21 protein-coding genes and 1 tRNA gene are annotated in these 25,057 nt (G+C 46.5%); 20 read left to right on the top strand and 2 right to left on the bottom strand.

The window, feature by feature from the left end; translation table 11 throughout:
- Window positions 1–273 precede the first annotated feature (273 nt).
- The 5 genes from BN1002_RS18680 to BN1002_RS18660 all read left to right on the top strand — a co-directional run bounded on the left by BN1002_RS18680 (window position 274) and on the right by BN1002_RS18660 (window position 4,332).
- Window positions 274–732, top strand: a complete 459-nt coding sequence (locus BN1002_RS18680) for an NUDIX hydrolase (RefSeq protein ID WP_048828058.1) — start codon at window positions 274–276, stop codon at window positions 730–732.
- 125 nt (window positions 733–857) lie between these two features.
- Window positions 858–1,751, top strand: a complete 894-nt coding sequence (gene rapZ, locus BN1002_RS18675) for an RNase adapter RapZ (RefSeq protein WP_048827034.1) — start codon at window positions 858–860, stop codon at window positions 1,749–1,751.
- Complete coding sequence (locus BN1002_RS18670) at window positions 1,748–2,728, top strand: gluconeogenesis factor YvcK family protein (protein ID WP_048827033.1); 981 nt, start codon at window positions 1,748–1,750, stop codon at window positions 2,726–2,728. Before rapZ ends, BN1002_RS18670 begins: the two co-directional genes overlap by 4 nt.
- Before the next feature lie 222 nt (window positions 2,729–2,950).
- Complete coding sequence (whiA, locus tag BN1002_RS18665) at window positions 2,951–3,898, top strand: DNA-binding protein WhiA (protein ID WP_048827032.1); 948 nt, start codon at window positions 2,951–2,953, stop codon at window positions 3,896–3,898.
- 176 nt (window positions 3,899–4,074) lie between these two features.
- Window positions 4,075–4,332 carry an HPr family phosphocarrier protein gene (locus BN1002_RS18660; RefSeq protein ID WP_048827031.1) on the top strand — a complete coding sequence of 86 codons (258 nt, stop codon included), beginning with the start codon at window positions 4,075–4,077 and terminating at the stop codon, window positions 4,330–4,332.
- 40 nt (window positions 4,333–4,372) lie between these two features.
- Here BN1002_RS18660 and BN1002_RS18655 read toward each other — a convergent pair whose 3' ends face one another.
- Both BN1002_RS18655 and clpP read right to left on the bottom strand, forming a co-directional pair.
- On the bottom strand, window positions 4,373–4,672 hold the full coding sequence (locus BN1002_RS18655; protein WP_048827030.1) for a DUF4306 domain-containing protein: 300 nt from the start codon (window positions 4,670–4,672) through the stop codon (window positions 4,373–4,375).
- A gap of 547 nt (window positions 4,673–5,219) precedes the next feature.
- Window positions 5,220–5,822: an ATP-dependent Clp endopeptidase proteolytic subunit ClpP gene (clpP, locus tag BN1002_RS18650; protein WP_048827029.1), complete on the bottom strand. Its 603-nt coding sequence runs from the start codon at window positions 5,820–5,822 to the stop codon at window positions 5,220–5,222.
- A 235-nt stretch (window positions 5,823–6,057) separates the two neighbouring features.
- Here clpP and BN1002_RS18645 point away from each other — a divergent pair.
- The 15 genes from BN1002_RS18645 (at window position 6,058) to smpB (ending at window position 25,001) form a co-directional block, all read left to right on the top strand.
- Window positions 6,058–6,129, top strand: a tRNA-Arg gene (locus BN1002_RS18645).
- 632 nt (window positions 6,130–6,761) lie between these two features.
- Window positions 6,762–8,663 (top strand): hypothetical protein, encoded by a 1,902-nt coding sequence (locus tag BN1002_RS18640; RefSeq protein WP_048827028.1) that lies wholly within the window; start codon window positions 6,762–6,764, stop codon window positions 8,661–8,663.
- 433 nt (window positions 8,664–9,096) lie between these two features.
- Window positions 9,097–10,404 carry an RNA polymerase factor sigma-54 gene (gene rpoN / locus BN1002_RS18630; RefSeq protein WP_048827027.1) on the top strand — a complete coding sequence of 436 codons (1,308 nt, stop codon included), beginning with the start codon at window positions 9,097–9,099 and terminating at the stop codon, window positions 10,402–10,404.
- 104 nt (window positions 10,405–10,508) lie between these two features.
- Window positions 10,509–10,763 (top strand): glutaredoxin family protein, encoded by a 255-nt coding sequence (locus tag BN1002_RS18625; RefSeq protein WP_048827026.1) that lies wholly within the window; start codon window positions 10,509–10,511, stop codon window positions 10,761–10,763.
- Between the two features lie 161 nt (window positions 10,764–10,924).
- Entirely contained in the window at window positions 10,925–11,950 is a 1,026-nt protein-coding gene (locus BN1002_RS18620; protein ID WP_048827025.1) for a sugar-binding transcriptional regulator, read from the top strand.
- 245 nt (window positions 11,951–12,195) lie between these two features.
- Complete coding sequence (gene gap / locus BN1002_RS18615; protein WP_048827024.1) at window positions 12,196–13,203, top strand: type I glyceraldehyde-3-phosphate dehydrogenase; 1,008 nt, start codon at window positions 12,196–12,198, stop codon at window positions 13,201–13,203.
- Window positions 13,204–13,344: 141 nt separating this feature from the next.
- Window positions 13,345–14,529 carry a phosphoglycerate kinase gene (locus BN1002_RS18610; RefSeq protein WP_048827023.1) on the top strand — a complete coding sequence of 395 codons (1,185 nt, stop codon included), beginning with the start codon at window positions 13,345–13,347 and terminating at the stop codon, window positions 14,527–14,529.
- A gap of 94 nt (window positions 14,530–14,623) precedes the next feature.
- Entirely contained in the window at window positions 14,624–15,379 is a 756-nt protein-coding gene (tpiA, locus tag BN1002_RS18605) for a triose-phosphate isomerase (protein ID WP_048827021.1), read from the top strand.
- The gene (gene gpmI / locus BN1002_RS18600; protein WP_048827020.1) at window positions 15,379–16,914 is read left to right on the top strand and encodes a 2,3-bisphosphoglycerate-independent phosphoglycerate mutase; all 1,536 of its coding nucleotides are present in this window, start codon (window positions 15,379–15,381) and stop codon (window positions 16,912–16,914) included. Before tpiA ends, gpmI begins: the two co-directional genes overlap by 1 nt.
- A 353-nt stretch (window positions 16,915–17,267) precedes the next feature.
- Window positions 17,268–18,563, top strand: coding sequence for a phosphopyruvate hydratase (eno, locus tag BN1002_RS18590; RefSeq protein ID WP_048827017.1), 1,296 nt, complete (start codon window positions 17,268–17,270; stop codon window positions 18,561–18,563).
- A 269-nt stretch (window positions 18,564–18,832) separates the two neighbouring features.
- A complete protein-coding gene (locus BN1002_RS18585; RefSeq protein ID WP_048827016.1) occupies window positions 18,833–19,750 on the top strand; it encodes a DUF7916 family protein in 918 nt (305 codons plus the stop codon).
- Window positions 19,751–20,526: 776 nt separating this feature from the next.
- Window positions 20,527–20,760, top strand: a complete 234-nt coding sequence (gene secG / locus BN1002_RS18580) for a preprotein translocase subunit SecG (RefSeq protein WP_048827015.1) — start codon at window positions 20,527–20,529, stop codon at window positions 20,758–20,760.
- 192 nt (window positions 20,761–20,952) lie between these two features.
- A complete protein-coding gene (locus tag BN1002_RS18575) occupies window positions 20,953–21,699 on the top strand; it encodes an alpha/beta hydrolase (RefSeq protein ID WP_048827014.1) in 747 nt (248 codons plus the stop codon).
- Window positions 21,700–21,774: 75 nt separating this feature from the next.
- Complete coding sequence (gene rnr / locus BN1002_RS18570) at window positions 21,775–24,105, top strand: ribonuclease R (protein ID WP_442853420.1); 2,331 nt, start codon at window positions 21,775–21,777, stop codon at window positions 24,103–24,105.
- A gap of 428 nt (window positions 24,106–24,533) precedes the next feature.
- Window positions 24,534–25,001 (top strand): SsrA-binding protein SmpB, encoded by a 468-nt coding sequence (smpB, locus tag BN1002_RS18560; RefSeq protein WP_048827008.1) that lies wholly within the window; start codon window positions 24,534–24,536, stop codon window positions 24,999–25,001.
- The last annotated feature ends 56 nt before the right edge of the window (window positions 25,002–25,057 follow it).

Here is a 25,057-nt window from a genome sequence, read left to right as displayed (position 1 = left end):
TATAGAGCGTGTCCGAAAAAATTAATTTTCTTTTAATTAAATTGTAACAACAGTGAAATAATGGTGGGGTATTATTAGAATAGAAATTGACCCCCTTTTTTATATACCCTTCAGCACGGGCCTCGGCCCGTGCCCTTTTTTTTGCCTTTTTGCAGATGGGAAATCTTGATTTCCGTTCATTGTGAGTGCATGTAAAAAATAGTATAATGTATGGAATGAACAGTTGGTTGGCCAATGAGCCAGTCAGTCTTGGCGATGATTGAGGTGGAAGCAGTGCAAAGAGTCGCAAATTGTGTGCTAATGAAAGACAATGATATATTCCTGCTGCAGAAACCGCGGCGGGGCTGGTGGTCGGCACCGGGAGGGAAAATGGAAACCGGTGAATCCGTCCGTGACGCCTGTATCCGTGAATACCGGGAAGAAACCGGGATTTATTTGAAGCATCCGAAGCTGAAAGGCGTGTTCACCATCGTCATTCAGGAAGGCGGGAAAACCGTGAATGAATGGATGATGTTCACCTTTTTCTCGAAGGATTTCGAAGGTAAACCACTCGAAAGCTGCCAGGAAGGGATTTTGAAGTGGCAGCCAGCCGACAAACTGGCCGAACTGCCGATGGCACCTGGCGATTATCATATTCTTGATTATATGATTCATGGAAGCGATATGATATTTGGAACATTCACATATACGCCTGAGTTCGAATTAATCGGTTACAGGCTCGATCCAGGCTGATTTATTCTGCAAAAAATGGAGCCTGTATCGGCAGTGTTCGGAATTGTACCATGCGTTCCTAAATGCCCTGCCGTTCCGCGGGGCCGAACAACAAGCGGAGATCAGTTTTAATAAGGGGGATAAATATGAGCACCGGCTCGGTAAATGAAACACAAATGGTGATTATTACAGGCATGTCGGGAGCGGGCAAGACCGTCGCAATCCAAAGTTTTGAAGATCTTGGCTTTTTTTGCGTCGATAATCTGCCGCCGACCCTTTTGCCGAAATTTCTTGAACTAATGAAGGAATCCGGAAACAAGATGAACAAGGTCGCGCTTGTCATGGACTTGCGGGGCAGGGAGTTTTTCGACCACCTGTTCAAAGCACTTGATGAACTGGCGGAAACGGATTGGGTCACCCCGAAAATCCTGTTCCTGAATGCGGATGACTCGGCGCTTGTCAGAAGATATAAAGAAACGCGCAGATCCCATCCGCTTGCGAAATCCGGGCTTCCGCTTGAAGGGATCAGGCTTGAGCGCGAGCTGCTAGAGGAGATGAAGGGCAGGGCCCAGGTTATTTACAATACTAGTGACCTGAAGCCAAGGGAGCTGCGGGAAAAAATTCTCAGTGAATTTTCAAAGGATAATCAGCCCGTTTTCACTGTCAATGTGGTATCATTCGGATTTAAGCATGGACTTCCGATTGACGCGGATCTCGTCTTTGATGTCCGTTTTCTTCCGAATCCCCATTATATCGAGCATATGAGGCCGAAAACGGGGCTTGAGTCGGAAGTGTCGGAGTATGTGCTGAAATGGAACGAAACACAGAAATTTCTTGCAAAAGTGACCGATTTGCTGACATTCATGCTTCCTCATTACAAAAGGGAAGGGAAGTCGCAGCTTGTGATTGCGATTGGCTGCACAGGCGGCCAGCACCGTTCGGTGACCTTAGCCGAATATATTGGCCACTATTTTGAAAATGAATATAAGACAATCGTTTCGCATCGGGATATTGCAAAGCGAAAGGAACCGACAACATGACTAAACCGATACCTAAAGTTGTCATCATCGGAGGCGGCACCGGGTTGCCAGTCCTTTTAAGAGGGCTGAAACGTTATCCGGTTGATATTACGGCGATTGTAACCGTTGCCGATGATGGCGGGAGCTCAGGAAGGCTCCGCGAAGACTTGAATATTCCACCCCCTGGTGATGTCCGGAATGTGCTGGCTGCGCTGTCGGACGTTGAGCCGCTTGTGGAGGAAATGTTCCAGCACCGTTTTTCGACTTCCAATGAATTATCCGGCCATTCGCTCGGCAATTTGATTTTGGCGGCGATGGCTTCGATTACCGGCAATTTCACACATGCCATCCAGGAAATGAGCAAAGTCCTGAACGTAAGGGGCAAAGTGCTTCCAGCGGCAGTGAACAGTGTTGTCCTGCATGCTGAAATGGAAGACGGCACTGTTGTATCCGGGGAATCGAAAATCCCTTATTCGGGCAAAAAAATTAAACGGGTCTACCTGACACCCGCTGATATCCAGCCGCTTCCGGAAACACTCCAGGCAATCAGGCAGGCGGATATGATCATTATTGGCCCGGGAAGCTTGTACACAAGCATTTTGCCTAACCTGCTCGTCCAACAGCTCGGTGATGAAGTGTGCCGCGCCAAGGCCCGGAAAGTATATATTTGCAATCTGATGACCCAGGCTGGAGAAACGTTCGGCTATACAGCGAGCGACCATGTTACAGCCATTTACCGGCATATGGGCTGCTCGTTCATCGATACAATCCTCGTCAACAATGAAGAGATTGATGAGCATATCCAGCTTCTTTATAAAGAGGAAAAAGCACATCCGGTCAAATATGACACAGAGCGCCTGCTTGAGCTAGGCATTGAGGTTGTCTACGCCGAGATTGCCGTCCAGGATGGCACCGCCCTCCGCCATGACACAAAGAAGGTATCCGCCATTCTTTATGACATGATTGTCGAAGAATCGGAAAAGAACGGGTTAGCTTAATCTGGACTGCCCTATTGCAAAAGTAAAAACTATTAGCATAAAGAGAACGACCGTTTAGCCTGACTTTGAAAATGCATTTTTTTGCAAAAGAAAAAGCCGGTTAAGCGGGTTGCCACAGATTTAACGTTACTTATTTTGCAAAAAAGTGAAACTAATAAGCGGGCTGGCCCGTAAAAAATAGTAGCTGCCATGCAACCGTTTGCTTGGCCTGGAGGTGAGGAATTGTCTTTTGCTTCAGAAACGAAAAAAGAATTGACGAATCTGGAAGTAAAGCCTTGCTGCGGCAAAGCGGAACTTTCCGCCCTGATTAGGATGAATGGTTCGCTTTCCTTTTCCAACCGGAAGCTGACGGTGGATATCCAGACAGAGAATGCTGCCATCGCGAGAAGGATTTATACGCTGATTAAAAAGCATTATCCCATCCAGGTTGAATTGCTCGTCCGGAAAAAGATGCGGCTGAAAAAAAATAACGTCTATATTGTCCGGCTCGCACAGGAGACAAAAGAGATTCTCGAGGATTTAATGATTGTGGGCGAAGGCTTTACAATTATCCATGATATTTCGCCTGAGCTAGTTAAAAAGAAATGCTGCCGGCGGTCCTATTTACGCGGGGCGTTCCTGGCGGGGGGATCGGTCAACAATCCGGAAACTTCTTCCTACCACTTGGAAATCGCCTCATTGTACAAGCAGCATAATGACTCGTTGTGCGAGCTGATGAATACGTTCGGCTTAAACAGCAAAACGCTTGAACGCAAAAAAGGCTATATCACCTACTTAAAAGAAGCAGAAAAAATCACCGAATTCCTGAATGTCATCGGTGCACATAATGCTTTACTCAGGTTCGAGGATGTCCGGATTGTCAGGGACATGCGGAACTCGGTTAACCGTCTGGTCAATTGTGAAACAGCAAACTTGAATAAAACAATCGGCGCCTCGTTGAGACAGGTGGAAAATATCCGCTTCATTGACAGAACCGTCGGCCTGCAGATTTTGCCGGAAAGACTTAGGGAAATCGCTGAACTCCGGGTCGCCTATCAGGATGTCACCCTGAAAGAATTAGGTGAAATGGTCTCAGGCGGCACGATTAGCAAATCTGGCATCAACCACCGTCTGCGGAAAATCGACGAAATCGCTGAAAAGCTTAGAGCCGCCGAACTGCCGCAGGGATAAATCAGCCTGTGGCGACATAAATATGGAGGTACTTACTAAAGGAGCTCCGTGGGTCCAAAACATCGCGCAATGGACCACTGTTTCTGCGCCATGGCAGGCACCAGGGGAGCCATTTAGTATCAATTTGAATGAGGCAGCAGCTGCCGCAATAGAGAAATAGAGGAGGAAGAAACGAAATGGTAGAAAAAGAAGTGGAAGTGAAGTTAAAGACCGGCCTCCAAGCGCGGCCGGCTGCCCTCTTTGTGCAAGAGGCGAACCGTTTTTCATCAGAAATATACTTACTCAAAGAAGGTAAAAAGGTGAACGCCAAAAGCATCATGGGCCTCATGAGCCTCGCTGTCAGCACCGGCACCACCATCACCATCGAAGCCGATGGCCACGACGAGCAAGCCGCAGTTGAAGCCCTCGCCCAATACGTCCAAAACGAAGAATAAAAAAAGCGGATTCCCCCTCGTCTGGGTTGAATCCGCTTTCTTATTTTGCAGGTGAAGATTTACGCAATTTTATTAGACTGAATGCCACAAAAAACAAACTTATGAGCATGATCAAGGTTAGTATAGGATAATGCTTGGCCGAATACACAAAGTAGTCCAATTGTGAAATATCTTTAGGTTCCATTGGGTTTCCAAATAGATAAGAGAACTTAGCCGTGTACTTCCATTCATGGAATGAAACAGCAAGAGCGCTCCCTTGATACCAATTGATAAAAGAAAATACAATAAAAGTGGTAAAAGAAGTAAGGAAAGCGATTAAATAATAGTATCTTTTAGTCATATTTCCTCCTTCTTAATGCATCTTCTGTAGGTTAAATTAAAAGTTGATACTCAAAAGGAATGTTGATTTGTGCTTCACAAAGGAAAGCTTCCAGAATAATCATCGCAGGGACAGCGGTTTTTGCCTGTCACGAGGCACTTCGCTTTCCGTGGGGCGGGCGGTGAGCCTCCTCGTCGCATTCTGCGACTGTGGGGTCTCACCTGTCCCACTGCTCCCACAGGACAACCAGCTTCTTCGAATGGGCTTTGCACGAAGGAAATGCGATAGCATTTTCGAGGAGTCTTCGTGCCTTCCGCTACAATCAACTAATGTCACATTCATTAACTCGGCCTATATATATGTACTCGTTAACTTTTTTTAGGGGCCACTTTTTACAAATTATACAAGTGGTTTGCGAGAAAAGCTATTGTTAAGACTACAGTTTATTGCCATCGATCAAAGAGGGAAAAGGGTCCTTTTTTGAGGTGCATAGAAGGAAATTAGTGTGCAGTCTTTGTAAAATAACAAAACCCGCCTCCATTAGGAAGCGGGCCGACGTTGCAAAATGTTAGTCTTTTTTCTTTTCGACTTCGTTGCGCGTAATGATTTGGTCGACTAGGCCGTACTCTTTCGCGCGCTCTGCAGTCATGAAGTTGTCGCGGTCTGTGTCCTTGGCAATGACTTCAAGCGGCTGGCCAGTGCGTTCTGCCAGGATTGTGTTCAGCTTGTCGCGGAGGAACAGGATGCGCTTGGCGGCAATTTCGATTTCGGTTGCCTGGCCTTGCGCGCCTCCAAGCGGCTGATGGATCATCACTTCCGCGTTTGGAAGGGCATAACGCTTGCCTTTAGTGCCGGCTGCCAGAAGGAAGGCACCCATTGAAGCAGCCATACCGATACAAATTGTCTGTACGTCCGGCTTGATGAATTGCATTGTGTCATAAATAGCCATACCGGCCGTAATGCTTCCGCCCGGTGAGTTGATGTAGATGGAAATATCCTTTTCAGGGTTTTCCGCCTCAAGGAACAGGAGCTGAGCTACGATTGAGTTGGCGACATGGTCGTCAATCCCGCTTCCGAGCATGATGATCCGGTCCTTCAACAGGCGGGAATATATATCGTATGCTCTTTCGCCCCGGTTTGTCTGTTCAATGACTGTAGGGATTAAATTCATGAAATTGCCTCCTTAGGAACATTTTTATAGATTCCTTATGTAATTATCATACAATGATGGTCAATGAAGGTCAAACAAATCGCTCGACAACAAAGCAAATTATTCTGCTGCCGAGCAGATTCGGCCTAACATTTCCATGTCATCCATCTTACCCAACGTTCCCCATTTTAAACATATTCTGCACTTGCAAAGATGATAGTTTTCCACTATAATATGAAATTGTGATGCAAAAAATGCCCTCGTGGTGCAACGGATAGCACGCAAGATTCCGGTTCTTGAAATTCGGGTTCGAGTCCTGACGAGGGCGTAATAAGAAATCAATGAGTTCCTATGTTTGTAGTGAGTTTTCTACAGGCATAGGAACTTTTTTGTTTGGGTGCTTTTTATTCGTGGATACCGCGCAACGAATACCACGCAATGGAGGGCATAAATGATGTCGAGAAGAAAAGGGACAACAAATGTAAATTAAAGATCTTTCACCAGATACCATTCATTTTTATGAGATGGAATTAAAGGGTTTTTCGAGAGCCTTAGCTGATCTTGAAGTTTCTTTGATGGTTGTAAAACACTGGAGTTACGTATATAGAGAATTGGATGTTTATATGCAAGAAAAGAACAGAACAGGGCAATAAAAGACCTATTTATCAATGAAAAAGAAGCTGACTATGTCCTTAAGCGTAAAGTAAATCATGAAGAAGGCTGAGAAACGCCACATACAAAACCTTAAAGAATACAAGCAGCATGGGTATTTTGGAGCGCATTTTCCACATTTTTTATATGGGTGTATTAACAGTAAAAACCACAGTAGGTTTATCCACACACCAGGAATATTTAAAAGTTGATTAATGCCTTAATATTGTTTCAAAATTAGTTCGGAAATAAAGTATAATTTTGGTAATGGGAAAGTTAATAAAGAGGATGATTAGAAAAGGAGCACTTATGTCAGGAATTAAATTCTATTCTGAGTATGATATGGCTTGCGATTGGGAACTAGCAAAAATAATAGAAAAAGTTAATACTGAAGCACTTGAATCCGAATGGGGTATCAGTGATTTAATAGACTTTTATAATGTTTTAAAGTATATAAACATTGAAAGGTTTAGTGACCATATCGTTCAAGAGACAAGTATTGATTTAAAAGCGTATGAAAAGAAAATAAAACGAAAAATTGGGACTTTCGTTGCTTTTCACAAGGATGACTTCATCAATCTATATGATGAAATTGACTTTAATCATACAGATGACTTCTTTGAAATTTTCGAAAGATATAAGTTGTATCAAAAAATTGAAATTAATACTTTTAAACGATTTCTTGAAAAAGAAAATGTACATATTTATACACTTCTTAAGTTTAAGAGACTGACTGATTATTTCGATGAAGCAGTTAAAGATGTATTGTTATCGGACTCCAGAAATGCAGAGACTATTCTGTCGAAGTATTTAAAAGAAGTTGAGCTAAATTTGCCACCATCTTTAACTGAAACAGATACATTAAGGTTGATTGATGAATATATTGATTCACCTCTTGTTAGTTTAAACGAACTGAGAAAAATCATAAACTTCCCAACAAATAAAGGGTTAAGCATACCTGATAAAATCAAATTACATGCCAAAAGGAAAGCTAAAGAAGAGGAAGAAAAAATTTTCAATAACGGAATAGGTATTGAAACTGGAGTAATGATTTCCTATCCGAAAGACCAAGAAGAAGTGGTATTAGTTACTATGGATGGTAGAACGGCAGACATTAAGGTAAGTCGAAATTGGATTGAAGAAAATTTGGATTATCCCACGCTTTGGAACAATTTTATTTATCTATTTGGATTTTTTGATGAAACTATGCGATTAGAACTTGATTCTAAAAAAAGTGAAAGTAGCGCTTTAGAGTCAGCATTTAGAACACAGGCAGCACACTTGTATTACCAATCTAACTCATTTAATTACAAAGAAATGGTGTCGGATGCTGAAATATATAGTTATGTTAATGTCTTAAATGTTCTTGGTGTAAGAATAGAAGAAATGATTGAATGGTTTTTTGATGTCTATCTTAAAGAGGAATTTAAAATTTCTGATTTCATTGTTAAAATGCCGTCGAGTGAAGCAACATATTTCGAGAAGTGTAGAACTATACTCCCCGAGATAGATAGAATTCTAAAACAGTATAAGGTTCTAATTGAAGATGGGGTGATAGACCAGGAATTAATTCAAATGTCCTCCTCAAGTGTAAAAATTAAAGATATTAATTCGTTCAATAAAAAGAAGTATGTTTACTCTTCTAGTGACTGGTATGAAAGTGCTTCATTTTTACTGTTTTCTGACCAGAGTGGCATATTTTATCTACCAAATAATGAAAAGAAATATAAGAATTTTTTTAACTTGATGATTTCTGAAAAATTAACTAAGAGTCATTTTAAAGATCATCAACTGAAAAGAATGCAATGGTTATTCGATAACAATTTAATTTGTGAAAGTAACATGGGACACTTAGAATTTGTTGATCAAAGATTGATAATTGTTCTTAAGGAACTGTACTATAACGAAGTAATAAGTTTTTGGCATTACCCTAATGAAATAAAACAAATGATTGAAAATTTATGTACACGGAATGTTATTTGTTTTGAAGCTAGCTTATTTTCAAGAAATGAGCAAGATTATCTTGATTATTATCTGAATAAAGCGAAATTCACCAATGGACACGATATTCGAAATAAATACTTACATGGCACAAACACTAATGATGAGCAACAATATGAGAGAGATTACTACCTGATTCTTAAACTGTTTGTCATAATAGTCATTAAAATAAATGATGACTTATGTATAGAAGAGAATGTATGCCGATGAACCATAGGACAAAAACATACCCATGAAGAGAAAGTTCTGATTTAATAATAGAATAGAAATAAAAACATGTTCCAGTATCATTATTTATAGGAATAACACGCAATGAAAAACACTCAAACATCTTTAAACCATTGAAATAGCAACATTTGAAGCCCTTTTGACCTGACCTTGGTGCAACGGATAGCACGCAAGATTCCGGTTCTTGAAATTCGGGTTCGAGTCCTGACGAGGGCGCTAATTAATGAGTTCCTATGTTCGCAGTGAAATTGCTGCCGGCATAGGAACTTTTTGTTTTTAGGCTCTATTTGCAATATCTGCCTCGCTGAAAAGTCGAGTACACGAATTGTTTTTGCAAGATAAAGATGCTCCCCCATTTTTTCCACTAACCCAACTCCCCTGTTTTCATGTAAAATAGGAAGCGGAGGGGAAGCAGATGGATATGAGGACCGGACTATTGCAACAGCAGCAGATGAGATTGTCCATGACGCAGGAATTGTCCCAGGCGATCGCTCTGCTTCAATACAATGCCCAGGAACTGGCCAGTTTTCTAGAAGCAAGGGCGCTTGAAAATCCCCTGCTGGAAATCGTGCCTTCCGGACAGTCGAAAGGCCGAACGAGGAAAACAAATATAAAAAGCAACGCACCAGATATAAATGGAATCCCTTCTGAACCGGGAACGACACTAGAGGAGTACCTTCTTTCGCAGTTGGAGCCGGGGAGATTCCGGAATGATGAACTGAAACTCGTTCGCCAGGTGATCCTCAATATTGATGAAAATGGCTATTTTCGTGGAGACTTAAATGAAATCGCTACCATTACAAATGTAGCCCTAGAGGATGCCGAGGCGTGCCTCAGCGAAATCCAGCAGCTTGACCCGCCTGGTATCGGTGCAAGGAGCCTCCAGGAATGTCTGCTTCTACAACTGGACAGCATAGGGGAAAAAGTACCGCTTGCCAATACAATCGTTTCAGGATATTTTGTTGAATTTGCCGAGAAAAAATGGAAGCAGCTGGCCAGGGATTTAAAGGTAAGCCTTGCGGACATTCAGGAAATCCATGACCTTTTGCAAAAGTTGAACCCTAGACCGGGTGCAGCTTTCCATCACGAAAAGGCAGCTTACGTTGTACCGGATGTCCTTGCCGCCCATATAAATGGCACATGGCATGTCCAGCTCCTTCAAGGGACCGTACCCGCAATTAGCCTTAATCAGGAAATCTATCAGTCTGTTATGAACAAGGGAGATGACCAGGCAAAAAAGTTCATTCAGGAAAACTATCAGGACTTTCAATGGCTGGCTAAAAGCATCAAGCAGCGGAATGAAACAATCTTGAAGGTTGCTGCAAAAATTATCGAGAAGCAGCCAATGTTTTTCGCCTGTGGGAAAGGCGGGCTTTTGCCGATGACGATGAAGGACATTGCCGAAGCTCTGGATATCCATGAATCGACTGTCAGCCGCGCCGTCCGTGATAAATATATCGGAACTCCGTTCGGGACTTTTGAATTGAAATCATTTTTCACATCAGCCGTTCAGGGAGGAGATGAGCAATCTGCTTCCTCTGATCATGTGAAAAAGCTGATTGCTGGCATCATTGAGGAAGAAGATAAAATGCGGCCGGTCTCGGACCAGGACATTGCCGGACAACTGAAGGAACGTGAAGGGATTTCAGTTTCACGCAGGACAGTGGCCAAGTACAGGGAGCAATTGGGCATCCCATCCTCCTCGAAGAGAAGAAGGTATTAGCCAAGCGCAACAAGTGCCGACTGCTTTTGATAAATTTGGGCCTTAAGTTAGGACGTCTTATTATGGCCTCGAGACTAATCAATTAAAAATCCCGCCAAAAAAGGATGATCATATTGGCAGTCAACATTACCTTCTATACACGTTCACGCTGTCCGCTTTGCGACAAAGCAAAGGCCGACCTGTTGGAGCTTCGCGAAGAGCTGTCGTTTAACCTTGAAGAAATCGACATTGACACGAGCGATGAGCTGACCGAGCGATTCGGGCTGATGATTCCGGTCGTCTATATTAACGAAAGTGAAGCTGGATACGGGATCATCGACAAAGATTATTTGCGCAGCCTCATCTGTGAAAAAAAGTAAACCTTAATAGTTGAATATAAAAATCACTCCTGTTACAATGAGTTCGAGCAGGAGTGATTTTTTTTGCAGCAAGTGGGACATAATTTGTCTAGGTGGGACAAAAATCGTCCCGAGTAACTTGGCCGAGAGATTTATACCACTTTTGCAAAGGAGCTGCCAAGATGCATTCAATACTGGATATACAAAAAAGATTATTGCCTGACCTGCTTGCTGTTATGCAGGAAAGATATACGCTCCTAAAAACGATTAACTTCCTTCAGCCTGTAGGGAGAAGGACGTTGGCCGCGACCCTGGGATATTCTGAACGGGTGCTGAGGGGTGAAGTCGATTTCCTGAAGGATCAAAACCTGATAATTTCCCACTCCGGCGGAATGTCTCTATCGGAAGAAGGGAAGAATTTACTCGAAGATCTCGAAAGCTTAATGCGGGAGCTGAAGGGTATAGATGTAATGGAAATGGAACTGAAGCACAGGCTTGGGATCCGCAAGGCGATTATCGTCCCTGGTGACAGCGATCTTTCACCAATGGCGAAAAAGGAAATGGGCCGGGCCGCAGTTAAGGGCATGAGAAAGCTGCTTAAGGATAAAAATATTATTGCGGTAACTGGCGGTTCGACCATGGCTGCCGTCGCGGAAGAAATGAAACCCGGCATCTCGAAAGAAGAGCTGATGTTTGTACCCGCGCGTGGCGGGATTGGCGAAGATGTCCAAAATCAGGCGAACACCGTTTGCGCCATCATGGCCGCGAATACCAAATCAAGGCATCGCGTTTTTTACGTGCCCGACCAGGTCAGCCAGGATATTTACGAATCTTTCATCAGGGAGCCGGTAGTCCACGAAGTGCTCGCGCTGATCAAGTCAGCCGGCATGGTTCTCCACGGTATTGGGGATGCTATCACAATGGCGGAACGGCGGAAAACCGACCGTGCCGATATGGAAAAAATCATTGCCCATCATGCGGTTGCTGAAGCGTTCGGCTACTACTTCAATGAGCAGGGCGAAATCGTCCACAAAGTGCTCACCATCGGCCTGCAGCTCGATGACCTTAATGAAATCCCTAATGTCCTCGCGGTTGCCGGCGGAAGCTCGAAAGCAAAAGCAATCCGCTCCTATCTAAAACAGGCACCGCCGCAAACGATCTTAATCACCGACGAAGGCGCCGCAAAGCTTTTATTGAAAAATGGATAATAACTGTTAATTAAAGGGTATATACCCTTTGATATATAAATTAGGCCTTGTTAAAGTAGTTGATTGGAACGAAAGGGGCCGACTCCGGCGGGATGCAGCGGCAAGTGGAGACCCCACAGGCGCTCAAGCGCCGAGGAGGCTCCACTGGCGCCCCGCGGAAAGCGTGCCCCTGAAGTGGAAATCAACATCTAACTTTAACCAGCCGAAAAAATAAAGCCTTACCCAATAAAAGGAGGAACTAAAACATGGCATTAAAAGTAGGTATTAACGGATTTGGACGTATTGGACGAAATGTATTCCGCGCCGCCCTTAACAACCCAAACATTGAAATCGTTGCTGTAAATGACCTCACGGATGCAAACATGCTTGCGCACCTTTTGAAATATGACTCAGTACACGGAACACTTTCCGAAGACGTAACCGTTGACGGTTCCAACCTTGTGGTCGGAGGCAAAAATGTAAAAGTTCTTGCTGAGCGCGACCCTGCACAGCTTGGCTGGGGAGACCTTGGCGTTGAAGTGGTTGTTGAATCAACAGGCCGTTTCACAAAGCGCGATGACGCTGCGAAGCACCTGGAAGCAGGCGCTAAGAAAGTCATCATTTCCGCTCCAGCTTCCAACGAAGATATCACTATCGTTATGGGTGTTAATGATGAGAAGTACGATCCTGCCAACCACCATGTTATTTCAAATGCTTCTTGTACAACAAACTGCCTAGCGCCTTTTGCAAAAGTACTTAACGATAAATTCGGCATCAAGCGCGGCATGATGACAACTGTACACTCTTATACAAATGACCAGCAAATCCTTGATTTACCGCATAAAGACTACCGTCGCGCGCGTGCAGCTGCAGAAAACATCATTCCAACTACAACTGGTGCGGCTAAAGCGGTTGCCCTTGTCCTTCCTGAACTGAAAGGCAAGCTGAACGGTATGGCAATGCGTGTTCCGACTCCGAACGTATCCGTTGTCGACCTTGTTGCCGAGCTTGAGAAAGACGTAACAGCAGATGAAGTCAACCAGGCAATGAAAGAAGCGGCTGAAGGTCCACTTAAGGGAATCCTTGCTTACAATGAACTACCGCTTGTTTCCACTGACTATAACGGAAGCAGGGTTTCTTCAACTGTTGACGGTCTGTCCACTATGGTTCTTGATGGAAACATGGTGAAGATTCTTTCCTGGTACGACAATGAGTTCGGCTATTCCTGCCGCGTTGTTGACCTGTGCGAATACATCGCCGAAAAAGGCCTCTAATCCGCACAACGGGTAAAATTGGATATCCTTTAAAAAAACATCTATAATGAAGTTGGCTACGAACGGGGAGCGGGGATGATTCCCCCTCTCCTTTTTTATTGCTTGTCCGATTGAAAAAATCAACGTTCCAGGAGGGATCCCATGAACAAGAAGACGTTAAAAGATGTGGATGTAAAAGGCAAACGCGTATTTTGCCGGGTCGACTTCAACGTTCCGATGCAGGACGGCCAAATCACAGACGAAACAAGGATCCGCGCGGCACTGCCGACCATCCAGTATTTGATGGAGCAAGGCGCAAAGGTCGTCCTTGCCAGCCACTTCGGCCGCCCGAAAGGCAAAGTCGTTGAGGAAATGCGGCTCGCTCCTGTCGGCGAAAGGCTTGGCAAGCTTTTGGGCAAAAATGTCCTCACAGCTGATGAAGCTTACGGAGATTCAGTCAAAAAGCAAATCGACGGCATGAATGAAGGAGATGTCCTTCTTCTCGAAAACGTCCGTTTCTATCCAGGCGAAGAAAAGAATGACCCGGAGCTGGCAAAGGAATTTGCATCGCTTGCGGACATCTATGTAAATGACGCATTTGGCGCAGCGCACCGGGCGCACGCTTCAACAGAAGGAATTGCCCATTATCTGCCGGCAGTCGCAGGCTTCCTGATGGAAAAGGAAATCGAGGTGCTTGGCAAAGCCCTTTCGAATCCGGAGCGTCCGTTCACCGCTATTATCGGTGGCGCCAAAGTAAAGGACAAGATTGGCGTCATCGAAAACCTTCTTGAAAAAGTGGACCACCTAATCATCGGCGGCGGCTTGGCTTATACGTTCGTAAAAGCACAGGGCCATGAAATTGGCAAATCGCTGCTTGAGGAAGATAAAATCGATCTTGCAAAATCATTTATGGAAAAAGCGAAGGAAAAAGGCGTTTCGTTCCACATGCCGGTTGATGCCGTTATTGCGGATGATTTCTCACCGGATGCAAACTCCAAAGTCGTCTCTATCGAAGAAATCCCGTCAGACTGGGAAGCTCTTGACATTGGGCCGAAAACAGCCGAGCTGTATGCGGATGTCATTAAAAGCTCCAAGCTTGTCATCTGGAACGGGCCGATGGGCGTTTTCGAATTTGATAAATTCGCACAGGGAACGAAAGCAGTTGCCGAAGCTCTTGCTGATTCCGAAGGTACATATTCGGTCATCGGCGGTGGCGATTCTGCGGCAGCGGTCGAAAAATTTGGCCTTGCTGACAAGATGAGCCACATCTCAACAGGTGGCGGTGCCTCCCTTGAGTTCATGGAAGGTAAGGAACTTCCAGGCGTAGTCGCTTTGAATGATAAGTAAACCGGCGAAAGTACTGGTAAAAACAGTCCTAAGAGCGAAGGAAACTTTTGCAAAAATGGATCACCTGAAATTGTAAGGAAAGGAAGTGCCAACGATGCGGAAACCGATTATTGCGGGAAACTGGAAAATGCATAAGACAGTATCGGAAGCGAAAAGCTTTATTGAGGAAGTAAAAGGCCTGGTTCCGGAAAGTGATGAAATGGAATCAGTTATTTGCGCCACAGCATTGTTTTTACAAACATTGGTTGAGGAAACAGAAGGCTCCAATCTTAAAATCGGCGCGCAAAATATGCATTTTGAAGAGAAAGGCGCTTTCACAGGGGAAGTCAGCCCCGTTGCCCTTGCCGACCTTGGCGTAAATTATGTCATCCTCGGCCATTCTGAGCGCCGCGAAATGTTCAATGAAACAGACGAAGGCGTCAACAAAAAGACCCTTGCTGCTTTCAAGCACAATCTCGTTCCGATTGTGTGCTGTGGCGAAACGCTGGAACAGCGCGAAAACGGTGAAACAAACGATTTCGTTGGCAGCCAGATTGAAAAGGCGCTAGAAGGATTATCAGAAGAACAAGTGAAACAGACAGTCATTGCATATGAACCGATTTGGGCAATCGGCACTGGAAAATCATCAACAGCTGAAGACGCGAACGAAGTGTGTGCCCATATCCGTAAAGTTGTTGCCGACAAGTTTTCGCAGGAAGCCGCGGAAGCAGTCCGTATCCAATATGGCGGCAGCGTAAAGCCCGAAAATATTGGCGAATACATGGGGCAGCCGGATATCGACGGAGCGCTCGTCGGCGGCGCCAGCCTTGAAACTCAGTCGTTCCTTCAGCTTTTGGAGGCAGGTAAATAATGAAGAAATCACCAGTAGCATTAATTATCCTTGACGGTTTCGGCCTTCGCGGCGAACGTTACGGAAATGCGGTGGCACAGGCAAAAAAACCGAACTTCGAACGATTTTGGAATGAGTATCCACATGCCCAGCTCAAGGCTTGCGGGGAAGCTGTCGGCCTTCCTGAAGGGCAGATGGGCAACTCTGAAGTCGGACACTTGAACATTGGTGCTGGCAGAATCGTCTACCAAAGCCTGACTAGGGTGAATATCGCGATCCGTGAAGGTGAATTTGCTGAAAACGAAACCTTTAACGGCGCGATGGAGCATGTCAATAAAACTGGCGGTGCGCTGCATTTGTTCGGCCTTTTGTCAGACGGCGGAGTCCACAGCCATATTGACCATATGTTCGCGCTTCTGAAGCTGGCTGCCGATAAAGGCGTCAAGAAAGTCTTTCTTCACGCCTTCCTTGACGGCCGCGATGTCGGCCCACAGACAGCCGGGAAGTATATTGAAGAAGCACTTGAGAAAATCAAAGAATACGGCGTCGGTCAATTCGCGACCATCTCGGGCCGCTATTACTCAATGGACCGTGACAAGCGCTGGGACCGTGTTGAAAAAGCGTACCGAGCAATGGTTTACGGAGACGGACCGAAGTATTCCAATCCGATGGAAGTAGTCGAAGACTCCTACCAGCACGGGATTTTCGATGAGTTCGTCCTTCCATCCGTCATTACTGATGATAAGGGAGAGCCGGTTGGCAAAATTAAGGACAATGACGCGGTCATTTTCTATAATTTCAGGCCGGACCGGGCCATCCAGATTTCAAATACATTTACGAATGAAGATTTCCGCGCCTTTGACCGCGGCCCGGACCAACCGAAAAATCTTTATTTTGTCTGCATGACCCACTTCAGCGAGACGGTTGACGGCTACGTGGCATTCAAGCCTACGAATCTGGACAACACGCTTGGTGAAGTGCTTGCGCAAAACAAAATGAAGCAGCTTCGGATCGCCGAAACGGAAAAATATCCGCACGTCACGTTCTTCATGAGTGGTGGCCGGGAAGAAAAATTCCCTGGTGAGGAGCGGATTCTCATTAACTCGCCGAAAGTCGCAACCTACGACTTGCAGCCGGAGATGAGCGCTTACGAAGTGACCGATGCGCTTTTGAAAGAAATTGAAGCGGACAAGTTCGACTGCATCCTGCTGAATTTCGCGAATCCGGATATGGTCGGCCACTCAGGCATGCTCGAGCCGACCGTCAAGGCGATTGAAACCGTTGACGAATGCCTCGGCAAGATTGTCGACCTGCTTTTGCAAAAAGGCGGAACGGCCATCATCACAGCGGATCACGGAAATGCCGACGAAGTCGTCACCCTCGAAGGCAACCCGATGACCGCGCATACGACAAATCCGGTTCCCGTCATCGTTACAAAGAATGGCGTGGAACTCCGTGAAGACGGCATTCTTGGCGATTTGGCACCGACGATCCTCGACCTGCTCGGAGTCGGGCAGCCGAAGGAAATGACCGGGAAGACACTGCTGAAGAAGTAAAACTCATGGGGGAATTTGACTCGTTTGGACACTGATTTCTGGGTTGGTCGTGAAAACATGGGCAGCATACCATGTTTTTATGCTCCAACTAACGTCGTTTATGCGTCATTTACGGCGGTTAATGCGTCAGTTCCGGCAGTTAATGCGCCAACTAACGGGCTTTATTATCCAAATTCGGAGTTCTATTAACCAAATTCGGAGTTCTATTATCCAAATTCAGCCGTTTATTATCCAAATCCGGCAGTTTATTATCCAATTCGCGAGTCTTATTATCCAATTGCGAAAAATCGATGATTCACTTGAAAACGAAACATGCAACAAAAAGCAAACCCAACCAAAAGGAGAGATATTGCATGCCATTTATTACTGATGTATATGCGCGCGAAGTCCTTGATTCCCGCGGTAACCCAACTGTTGAAGTAGAAGTTTTCACTGAATCCGGCGCATTCGGCCGCGCACTTGTTCCAAGCGGTGCGTCCACTGGTGAATACGAGGCTGTCGAGCTTCGTGACGGCGACAAAGGCCGCTACCTTGGAAAAGGCGTCCTGAAAGCAGTCGAGAACGTCAACGACCTTATCGCCCCTGAACTAATCGGCGAATACAGCGTCCTTGACCAGGTTGGCGTTGACCAAGCGCTGATCGATCTTGACGGTACCGAAAACAAAGGAAAGCTAGGCGCGAACGCGATTCTTGGCGTTTCCATGGCAGTCGCGCACGCAGCGGCGGACTACCTTGACATCCCGCTTTACCAATACCTTGGCGGCTTTAACTCCAAGCAGCTTCCAGTTCCGATGATGAACATCGTCAACGGTGGCGAGCATGCTGACAACAACGTCGACATCCAGGAATTCATGGTCATGCCTGTAGGAGCGCCAAACTTCCGTGAAGCACTTCGCATGGGTGCGGAAATTTTCCATAGCCTGAAATCAGTTTTGAAAGAAAAAGGCTTGAACACAGCTGTTGGTGACGAAGGCGGTTTCGCTCCGAATCTTGGTTCGAACGAAGAAGCGCTGCAAACAATCGTTGCGGCAATCGAAAAAGCCGGCTACAAGCCAGGCGAAGAAGTCATGCTTGCAATGGATGCGGCTTCCTCCGAGTTCTATAACAAAGAAGATGGTAAATACCATCTTTCCGGCGAAGGCGTTGTGAAAACTTCTGAAGAAATGGTTGATTGGTACGAAGAAATGTCTTCCAAGTACCCAATCATTTCGATCGAAGACGGTCTTGACGAAAACGACTGGGAAGGCCACAAGCTATTGACCGAGCGCCTTGGCGGCAAAGTCCAGCTTGTCGGTGATGACCTATTCGTAACAAATACGAAGAAGCTGTCCCAAGGAATCGAGCAGGGCGTTGGTAACTCCATCCTGATCAAAGTGAACCAAATCGGTACACTCACTGAAACTTTCGACGCAATCGAAATGGCGAAGCGTGCTGGCTACACAGCAGTCATCTCCCACCGTTCCGGTGAAACAGAAGATTCGACTATCGCTGATATCGCCGTTGCGACAAACGCTGGCCAAATCAAGACAGGCGCTCCGTCCCGCACAGACCGCGTCGCGAAATACAACCAGCTCCTTCGCATCGAGGACCAGCTTGGCGAAACTGCCCAGTACCTCGGCCTGAAGAGCTTCTACAACTTGAAAAAATAATTTTGCCAGAAGGAATGGGACGCTGTTCCGGGAAAGGCTATTAGAAAGGGCGCGCTGCTGAAGCGTGCCCTTTTTTTTGAGCAGCAAAGAGCTTTTATGGGCAAAATGAACCTTGATGGGGGGTCGCAAAGAGTTTCACTTATGGATGATGAACCTGCCGGAAACGCAGCCTCTAATCTTCGGAAAATGAGTAAATTTGAATATCGGCGCATTTCATGAAAAAATAGGAAGCAACAGGAATAAATCCAATTATAAGGTGGCTGATAGATTTGAAAAGAATCCTTGATTGTACAGCATCTGATTTTGCGAAAATGACCGGTCAGGATATTAAAAAGTCAATTATTGCGTCTGAAGGAAGGACACTCGTATCTGAAGTTATCGGATCATTTTCCCCATATTATCCGGCTGTAACAAATGCAGAAATGGCCGCGGCCTTTGGCGCCGACCTGATCCTCGTCAACTTTTTCGATGTCTTTAACCCGGAAATGCTGGGGATGAGCAATGATGAACCAGAAGAAATCGTCCGCGAATTAAAGAAACTCGTCGGCCGTCCTGTTGGTTTGAACCTTGAACCCGTGGACCTGTCTGCAGAGAAGCTCGAGACATTAAATGAGCTGCCGGAGGGCCGGATAGCAACAGAGCGCTCTTTAAAGCGCGCGAAAGAGCTTGGCTTCGACTTCGTCTGCCTGACAGGAAATCCGAAGACAGGGGTTTCCAACCCCGAAATCCAGAAGGCGATCGCAGTTACCCGGGAAGTTTTCGGTCCTGAAGGTCTGATCATCGCCGGGAAAATGCATGGCGCCGGCGTTGCAGGCGAAACCGGCAGCACGATTATGAACGAAGATACTCTGCACGGCTTCATCGAGGCGGGAGCAGATATCATCCTGATTCCGTCACCTGGAACCGTCCCTGGTTTCTCGGTCGAAAAAACGGCCAAGCTCGTTGATATCGTCCATGAAAAAGGAGCCCTGGCCATCCTTACTACCGGGACAAGCCAGGAAGGATCCGACGAAGCGACAGTCCGCCAAATTGCCCTCAACAGCAAAATGGCCGGCGCGGACCTTTACCATATCGGGGATGCCGGCGCGAACGGCATCGCCCTCCCGGAAAATATCATGGCCTACTCCATCGTCGTCCGCGGCAAACGCCACACCTATATCAGAATGGCTGCTTCGGTAAGGAGATAGTTTTTTACGGGGAACAAGACCGTTATTGGCGACCGGTCGACCAACTTTTTTACGTTACAGTCGCCAAGAACCATTATAGGCGACCGGACGAATGATTCTTTAACGCTACGGTCGCCAAGCCCGATTATTGTCGACCGGACCAATGACTTTTTAACGCTACAGTCGCCAAGCCTCATTATTGTCGACCGGACGAGTGATTTTTTAACGCTACAGTCGCCAAGAACCATTATAGGCGACCGGACGAGTGATTTTTTAACGCTACAGTCGCCAAGACCGATTATTGTCGACCGGACGAATGATTTTTTAACGCTACGGTCGCCAAGACCATGGCTGGTTTTTCATACACTTTGAGTTTGAGCCGTCTTCTCTAAGCCCAAACTTGGTTATGATTCAGGAAAACAGTCACAGAGGCAGGTTCTCTACGCCCAAACCGGGTAGTGGATCGGAGAAACGGTCACAGAGACGGTTTCTCTAAGCCCAAACCGAGTAGTAAATCAGGGAAACGGTCACAGAGCTGGGTCCTCTAAGCCCAAACCGGGTAGCGGATCAGGGAAACGGTAACATAGCCAGGTTCTCTAAGCCCAAACTCGGTTATGAATTAGAGGAATGGTAACAGAGCCAGCTTCTCTAAACCCAAACCGTGAATTGAATCAGGGAAACGGTAACAGAGCCAACCGCTCCAAGCCCAAACTCCATAAATCCTGCTATTGTGAAAACCGGGATTATATGTTAAATTAGAAATACTGTGAATGAACGTTTAACAGGAGGTAGCCTTCATGCATGCATTGCTCGTAACGCTTTTAGTTATCGTATCCATTGGACTTATCGTAGTGGTCTTACTGCAATCAGGCCGCAGCGCGGGACTTTCCGGCGCGATTTCAGGCGGAGCGGAACAGCTTTTTGGCAAGCAAAAAGCGCGTGGAATCGACTTGGTCCTTCATCGGATTACGGTTGTTCTTGCGGTTCTGTTCTTCATCCTGACAATTGCCGTAACGTATTTTAAGCTTTAATCAACCTAAAAAATTGAGCCCGGCTTCGTGCCGGGCTTTATTTTTTGCCTAAATAGGGACCAAATGGTTAGCCGCACGCTAATGGTTTTGACTCAAAACGGACAATAGCCACGCCGCAAGCCTTATGGGTGGAATGTATGGCCCTGCTTTGCTTAAACTAAAGAAAGATATGCAAAGAAGGAGTTACGGATAATGAAAGTACAACCACCAAAGCCGTTTACATTCGAAGCCGGGCCGCGGGCGGTGCTTCTGCTTCACGGGTTCACAGGAAACTCGGCGGACGTCCGCATGCTGGGCCGATTCCTGGAGAAGAAGGGGTATACAAGCCACGCGCCGCACTATAAAGGGCATGGCGTTCCGCCGGAGGAACTGGTGAAAACCGGTCCCGATGACTGGTGGCAGGACGTTCTTGAAGGCTATCAATTTTTGAAAGAAAAGGGCTATGACGAGATTGCTGTCGCCGGTCTGTCGCTGGGAGGGGTATTCTCCTTGAAGCTTGGTTACACTGTACCTGTAAAGGGTATTATTCCGATGTGCGCGCCGATGGATTTCAAGAGTGAGGAAAGGCTTTATCAGGGCGTTCTTGCCTATGCCCGCGAGTATAAGCAGCATGAGGGCAAAACTGAATTTGAAATCAATCAGGAGATGGCTGAGTTCCGAAAAACGCCGATGAAGACGCTTAAGTCACTTCAGCAGTTGATCCTGGATGTCAGGGATCATGTCGATTTGATTTACGCGCCACTTCTCGTTGTCCAGGGCCGGCTTGACCATATGGTGGACATAGATAGTGCCAATATTATTTACAGTCAGGCAGAATCCACCGACAAAAAGCTCAATTGGTACGAGGAATCCGGCCACGTTATTACGCTCGATAAGGAAAAAGATCAGCTTCATGAAGACGTATATACGTTTTTGGAAAGCCTGGATTGGAAAGAATAATGAGAAAGACCCTGTAAGGGAGGGATTTGCTTGGAAGAGAATATTCAAGCACACATAGACAAGCTTTTGCAATATATGAGGGATGAAGCGTACAAGCCGCTGACGGTCCAGGAGCTGGAGGAAGCATTCGGAATCGAGGATTCAGCCGACTTCAAGGAGTTCGTCAAAGCACTCGTCCAGATGGAGGAGAAGGGGCTGGTCGTCAGGACACGCTCGAACCGCTACGGCCTGCCGCAAAAAATGAACCTCATCCGCGGCAAGGTTGCCGGCCACGCGAAAGGATTCGCGTTCGTCATGCCAGAGGAACCGGGCATGGATGATATTTTCATTCCGCCAAATGAAACAAACAATGCGATGCACGGCGATACGGTGCTAGTCCGTGTATCGTCGGAAACATCGGGCGAGCGAAGGGAAGGGACGATTGTCCGGATTCTTGAGCGCGGCATTACCCAGATGGTCGGAACGTATGTCGAAAGCAAGAGCTTCGGCTTCGTCATTCCCGACGAGAAAAAGTTCGCTGGCGACATTTTCATTCCGAAGGCAGCGAACGGCGGCGCGGTCGAGGGCCACAAAGTTGTCGTGAAAATCGTCAACTATCCGGAAGGCCGGACGAGCGCCGAGGGCGAGGTCATTCAAATTCTCGGCCATAAGAACGACCCGGGCGTCGATATTCTCTCGGTCATCTATAAGCATGGCCTGCCGCTCGCGTTTCCTGAAGAAGTCATTGCGCAGGCAAATTCAGTGCCGGATGAAATTGATGAGCGTGACATGACTGGCCGCCGTGATTTGCGTGATCAAGTCATTGTGACAATCGACGGAGCCGATGCGAAGGACCTGGACGATGCAGTTACGGTCACTAAGCTTGACAATGGCAACTACAAACTTGGCGTCCATATCGCCGACGTCAGCCATTATGTGACAGAAGGCTCACCGATTGATCGGGAAGCGGAAGAGCGCGGGACAAGTGTGTACCTCGTCGATCGGGTCATCCCGATGATTCCGCACAGGCTGTCAAATGGCATCTGTTCCCTTAATCCGAAGGTGAATCGCCTGACGCTGTCCTGTGAAATGGAAATCGATTCCGTAGGACATGTCGTCAATCATGAGATTTTTCAAAGCGTCATTAAGACGACGGAACGGATGACGTACTTTGACGTAAACAAGATTCTCGTCGACAAGGACGAGGAAACCCGCAGTAACTACGAAGCGCTTGTTCCGATGTTCGAGCAGATGGAGGAGCTTGCTTCCATTTTGCGCAAAAAAAGAATGGACCGCGGCGCGATTGATTTCGACTTTAAGGAATCAAAGGTGCTGGTCGAGGAAGATGGCAAGCCGACTGACGTTGTTATCCGTGAGCGCTCTGTCGCCGAGCGGCTAATCGAGGAATTCATGCTTGCTGCCAACGAAACGGTCGCAGAGCATTTCCACTGGATGGAGGTGCCGTTCATCTACCGGATTCACGAAGACCCGAAGGAGGAAAAGCTGCGCCGGTTCTTCGAGTTCATTACGAACTTCGGCTATTTTGTCAGGGGAACTGCCAACGATGTCCATCCGCGTGCGCTCCAAAGCATTATTGAAGAAGTCCAGGGCAAGCCGGAGGAAATGGTCGTTTCAACCGTCATGCTGCGCTCGATGCAGCAGGCAAAATATTATCCTGAAAGCCTCGGGCACTTCGGGCTTTCAACCGAATTTTATACGCATTTCACTTCCCCGATCCGCCGCTATCCGGACTTGATTGTCCATCGGTTGATCAGGACGTACTTGATAAATGGCAAGCTTGATGAGGCAACCCGTGAAAAATGGAACGCAAGGCTGCCGGAGATTGCAGAGCATACGTCCAAAATGGAACGTCGCGCCGTCGACGCCGAGCGTGAAACCGACGAGCTGAAAAAAGCGGAATACATGGAGGACAAAATCGGCGAAGAATACGATGGTATCATTTCCTCGGTGACAAACTTCGGTATGTTTGTCGAGCTGCCGAATACTATTGAGGGACTTGTCCATGTCAGTTACATGACAGACGATTATTATCGCTATGATGAGCGCCAGTTTGCGATGATCGGCGAGCGAACCGGCAACGTCTTCCGAATCGGCGACGAAATCACCGTCCGCGTCATCAACGTCAATAAAGACGAGCGGTCGATTGATTTTGAAATCGTCGGCATGAAAGGGACAAGGCGCGAGCGGAGCGGGGAAGGCCGCATCTTCCGGACGGGCGGTTCTGATAAAAAGCCGACCCGTGGCAAAACCGGCGGAAGCCGCGGTTCCTCAACTGGTGGAGGCGGAAAGACTGAAGGCGGACGCGGCTCTTCCTCAGGTGAAGGCGGCGCGCCAAAGGCGAAAAAGAAACGCAAATTCTACGAAAACGCCCCGAGAAACAAGAGTGCCAAGCGAAAGAAGCGTTAAGACCCTGTTGGGATTTCACTGAAAAGATAGAGGGCCTCATGGAGGCTCTCTTTCGTTCTCTTCTTGCAAAAACGGCGCCTAATTGGATAATAAACGTTTGGAATTGGATAATAGACCGGCCGAATTGGATAATAAACGTGGAAATTAGGATAATAAACCGTGGAAATTCGATAATAAACAGTGTGAATTGGATAATAGAACACGAAATTAGGATAATAAACAAATTAATTTCGCAAAAAGAACCGGAACCTCATTCACAAGTGAATGAAAAGCAGGTTAAAAAAGCAAAAACAGGCTGCAACAGTTCATTATGGTGAATTGTAAGCGCACAGCCCTGTTTTTGGGGAATCACTTGACTGTTCAATGACCCATTCATTGTGGGAAGAAAGTTTTTTTGCTAAAATAAAGGAATGTTAGGGGGAGTGAGCATGCCTAAAGGAGTAGGAAAAACAGTCGCGCAAAATAAAAAAGCGTACCATGATTATTTTATAGAAGAAACGTATGAGGCTGGTATTGTACTGCAGGGAACCGAGATAAAATCGATCCGCGCCGGCAAGGTTCAGCTGAAGGACTCTTATGCGAGGATCCATAACGGCGAAATGTTCCTCTACAGCGTCCATATTTCCCCGTATGAACAAGGGAACCGCTACAACCATGATCCGCTCCGGACACGGAAGCTGCTTTTGCACAAAAGGGAAATAATAAAGCTGCTCGGTGAAACGAAGGAAGCTGGCTTTGCGCTCATCCCGCTGAAGATGTACTTGAAAAACGGTTATGCGAAAGTACTAATTGGCCTCGCAAAAGGGAAGAAGAAGTACGATAAGCGTGAAGATTTGAAGCAGAAGGAAGCAAAACGCGACATCGAACGCGCCTTCCGTGAACGCCAGAAAATGTAAGGAACGGCAGGGAAACCAAGACCTTCCTATTGAAAAATCGGCTCTATATGCTATAA

It is taken from the genome of Bacillus sp. B-jedd (assembly GCF_000821085.1).
In the GTDB taxonomy this organism is placed as follows: Bacteria; Bacillota; Bacilli; order Bacillales; family Cytobacillaceae; genus Bacillus_D.
This window is presented reverse-complemented; position numbering and strand designations above follow the sequence as displayed.